Source organism: Planktotalea frisia (genome assembly GCF_001890925.1).
In the GTDB taxonomy this organism is placed as follows: domain Bacteria; phylum Pseudomonadota; class Alphaproteobacteria; order Rhodobacterales; family Rhodobacteraceae; genus Planktotalea; species Planktotalea frisia.
This window is the reverse complement of the sequence record NZ_MLCB01000076.1, coordinates 1-4,280: the sequence shown is the minus strand read 5'-3', so window position 1 is coordinate 4,280 and position 4,280 is coordinate 1. Positions and strand designations below refer to the sequence as shown.

Here is a 4,280-nt window from a genome sequence, read left to right as displayed (position 1 = left end):
ACAGATTGAATCAGCAGAGACTGTTACGATCAAGGAATAGTTTTTCAACACAATCAGCCCGAAGTGATCGATGCTGCGGCATGTACATTTCTACATGAATGGCGGGAAGCGGACCTTCGCTGCGTATGCGAAACTTGGTTTCACCGTATGAGGAAGCAGACGTTCGGCAGCATGCGACTCTTTCAACCGCAGCTAACAACAGCAAAGAACCCAATTGGACCAATGCTGCGCGGTGCTTGAAGATCTGTTGTTCTGCTCTCAATAAGGGCGATGCCACAGACTTCGCCGCTAATTCTGGAACGCCCACCGGCCCCGGAAGCCATCTTATGATGGACCAAAGGCCAATCATGCAATAACTTTTAACTTGAACCATTCAAGTGGTGCTGCTCACCTCAAAACACATTGGATTTTGGAAACATGAAAAAAAAGCCCACCAAAGACTTTGCCGTTGATGAAGGTGCCAAAGAGTCGCCAAGCCTGATTTATTATCAGATGGCTGGAAAAAAACGGCGAGCGCACGGCACTTGGTACAGGGGCGAAAGCACGAACTTCCATCCGATGCGCGACAGTTTGGCAGAGCCAGACGCCGTCGCCAAATATGTAGGAGCTGGGTGGTTTCCTAAGGACGCATTTATCGACAAAAACTCCTATATTACAGCATTCGGCAGTTGCTTTGCGCAAGAAGTCACAAAGTACCTGAAGCAGAATGGGTATAGGGTATTTGGCGATGACCTGAACCTTGAGGCGAATATCATTCGCTCTGGCGAGGGCATTGTGAACAGCGCCGCAATGCTGCAGCAGTTCCAATGGGCTTTCGAACTGAAGCGGTTTGGAGACGACATTTGGCATCTTGAGGATGGAGAAGAGGCGAGTTCTTCTGAAGAGGCGCGGATGAATATACGCCGCATTTTTGACAAAACCGATGTGTTCGTTTTTACGCTTGGCTTGTCTGAGGTTTGGTATGACAAGGAAGACGGAGAAGTCTTCTGGAGAGCGGTTCCCAATCGATTGTTCGACGAAAAGCGGCACGGCTTTAAAGTTATGAGTGTTGAAGAAAACCGCTCGAACCTAATTGAACTCTTTAAGATCATTCGCAAGTTTCGCCCAGAGGCGACAGTTATTTTCACCTTGTCGCCGGTGCCCTTGGCCGCAACATTCAGACCGGTTTCCTGTATCACCGCAAACTCGGTATCAAAGGCTTCCTTGCGTGTTGCGATTGATGAAGTCATGCGTGAATTTGCGACGGACGCTAACCTTTTCTACTTTCCTTCTTATGAAATCGTGACGTCATACTTGGATGATGCCATGGGCGTCGACTTAAGGCACCCTCGGCCAGAAACTGTTGATCTTATCATGCAAGCTTTTCAAAACGCCTTCCTTATTGACGGGTAAAGCAGATCGTTTCAGAACATTTTCAGGATCGATCATGGTAGGATAGACAGGATGGCACGACATGGCAGACGATAACTTGCGCCCAAAATTTGGTGTTCTGCATTTTAGCTATGCAAACTTCGGGTTTGAACGCCGCTTGGTCAGGGATCAACTTGCCACGATCAATCTGGGTGATTTTATGCAAACCCTTGCCTGCCGGAATCTCTACCAAAAACTGGACATCAATGATGAAGACGTCATTGAAATCGACCGGGATCGCATTGTAAATTACAACGGCCCCCCGGTTATTGTTGTTCTAAACGCGTGTTTTTATCAGCATTGCTTTCCTGTGCCTGAAAAAATCATCCCTGTCTTTGTCGGGTTTCAAGCAAAAGAAGATGTAATTGTTGCAAACCACGCCTATTTTGAACGCCATCAGCCCATCGGATGCCGTGATACGGTCACCTGCGATCTTTTCCTCAAACATGGGATCAGCGCCCATGTTACGGGCTGCCTGACGCTTTCTTTTGACTCTCGATGTGATTATCCGCTCGATGGTAAGGTCATGATTGCATACGGCGAAGGATCGGGCGCGTTTCCATCTGAAGCATTGGACACCTTGCCAAAGCATCTGCTGCCCAAGCTGGAGTTCGTGTTTCAGCGCAAGGCAGTACATGCCTTGCCTTTGAACATATCCGACATGCAAAGTGCCGAGAAACACGCAAAATTCCTTCTCGATCATTATCGATCAAACGCATCTATCGTTGTGACCCCACTTCACCATGCGGCAACCCCCTGCATGTCGTCAGGCATTCCCGTCGTCTTATGCCGAAATGATGCAGATGACCGGTTCAGCTTTCTAAGGGATATTATTGACATTCATTCCAAGCCAAATTTTGATGCCATCAATTGGGCAGATAAACCTGCAAACGTGGACCATATACGGTCAAATTTGTTGTCGTACTCCAAGGAAGGTGTTCAAAAAGCGATGGCCTTTTTCCACCAAAAAGCTGCGGATTTCGGCACGCTTTCGGTGGATGTGCACCTGCCCACTTCCAAAGGGACCAAGGCACCTGAAATTAACAAGGCCATCGTGTCGCTCGCCCAAAGTAACCGACATATTCAGCTTGCGGCGTATTTTGAGGAAATGGACAATGAAGCACGCGGGCGGATCAACGCCAACGGGCTTGTCTGCATCGGCAAAGCCTATGTTGCCCTGAAATATCCTGCACAAGCAGTTGACCTGTTTAAAGTGGCGTTAACGCTTAGGCCCAAGATGTGGTTGGCCCATACCAAATTGATAACAACGTTGACCACCTCGGGCCGCGCAACCGAGGCGTTTTTGGCTGCGCAAGAGGCCGAGGTATTGTGCGGGACGCAGGCGGTTGTGCTGCTCTGCGCGGGGCGTGCCGCCGCAGCTGTTGATGAAATCGATATTGCGATCAATTGGCTTGAACGATCTGCGGCTATTGACCCAGTGAACTTTTCCGGCCGCGTACAATTAGCAAACTTGCTGGGGTCGCAAAAAGGACAATGGAGCAAGGCCCAACAGCATATTGAGGTTGCTCTGCAACTTCGCCCTGACGATCTTAACGCGCGCAGCGTTGATGCGAACGTGAAGCTCCACCTTGGGCATTTCGGGGCGGGTTTTGACAGCCGGAAATATCGCTTTGGCTCAGGAAAGGTATTTGGGGCATTTCGTAGACCTTTCAGGCACCCGACATGGAACGGTGAGCCGACAGTCAAGAGCCTGCTCCTACTCCCTGAAACCGAACAGGGTGTAGGATATGAGTTGCTCGCCGCGACCCTCATTCCTTCTCTCGAGGCTAAAGGCATAGAGGTGTTTTTTGAAACATCGCAAAAGCTCATTCCGTTCCTTACATCGCTTTACCCAAATGCACGTTTCATTCCATTTTCGGCTGAGGGAGAAATTGACCTTCTCGATCCAAGAATTGAAGTAAAAGCCTATTTCAGCGCTGCATGCTCTTTTCTGCGGCGGGATCACAAGGATTTCCCAGTCCTTTCTATGATGCAACAAGCGGCGGATTTGTCGGGTGCAGTTAAACCGCTGCGCATTGGTCTTTCGTGGAGGAGTACGAACCCTTCAACAGGGAAATCGCGATCGATCCCACTTCAGCGCATGGTAAGGTTATTCGACAAAATTGACCGCGACATTGCTTTAGTCAATCTGCAATATGGTGATGTGTCAGCGGAAATTTCTACATCAAATGATACATCTGTCCACCGTATCGAATATCAGTCAGGTATCAATTATGTCCATGACACTGCTACCTTTCTCGATACGGTACGGTCCGTCGATGTTGTCGTCAGCATTGACAACAGCACGTTATTTTTCGCGGGTCATTTGAACAAGCCGACTTTTGCGTTGTTGTCTCCCACTCCACATTGGGTTTGGGGGAAAGCACAAGAGCAGTCAATTTGGTTTCCATCGATCCAACTGCTTCAAACTGAGGAGAGCGAAGCATGGGAAGATAAATTCACCTCAGTTCTTCTCAGTCTTCAATCTATCATTGATTGCAATGGCCACGATGCCCGAACAGATAGTGATGGCAGTGGGTGAGATTGAGGCAGCAAAACGCACACGATTTATGAATGACTGGTCTTCTGACGCTGTGCCACAGCGCGGAGTTAACCAAGGAGTGGCTGCTAAGGGCCGGAAGCTGACCTGCCAACCCGTCCAGCTTTGGGAGCAAGCCAAAAAATGTCACTCTGATCTGATGCACAAATCAGGACCGCTTTCGGGACCGCTTATATATTTTAAATTTGGAATAAGTGTCTGTAAATAAATGGAAATACAGAAAGTTCGACGTCCTCTCCTGGGCACCAAAATCTCTCTTAAATTACCAATAAACCAAGCAAATACAGTGGTATAGCTTCTCACAGGACCA

At 48.7% G+C, this 4,280-nt stretch carries 2 protein-coding genes; both read left to right on the top strand.

Features of this window, described 5'->3' with window-relative positions; genetic code table 11:
* Positions 1–417: 417 nt before the first annotated feature.
* Positions 418–1,392: a GSCFA domain-containing protein gene (locus PFRI_RS04370; protein WP_111445707.1), complete on the top strand. Its 975-nt coding sequence runs from the start codon at positions 418–420 to the stop codon at positions 1,390–1,392.
* 61 nt (positions 1,393–1,453) lie between these two features.
* A complete protein-coding gene (locus PFRI_RS04365; RefSeq protein WP_072629522.1) occupies positions 1,454–3,952 on the top strand; it encodes a polysaccharide pyruvyl transferase family protein in 2,499 nt (832 codons plus the stop codon).
* The last annotated feature ends 328 nt before the right edge of the window (positions 3,953–4,280 follow it).

Bases quoted from the DNA above. Each gene is read 5' to 3' on its own strand.
- PFRI_RS04365 (WP_072629522.1), top strand. From the start codon at position 1,454: ATGGCAGACGATAACTTGCGCCCAAAATTTGGTGTTCTGCATTTTAGC.
- PFRI_RS04370 (WP_111445707.1), top strand. From the start codon at position 418: ATGAAAAAAAAGCCCACCAAAGACTTTGCCGTTGATGAAGGTGCCAAA.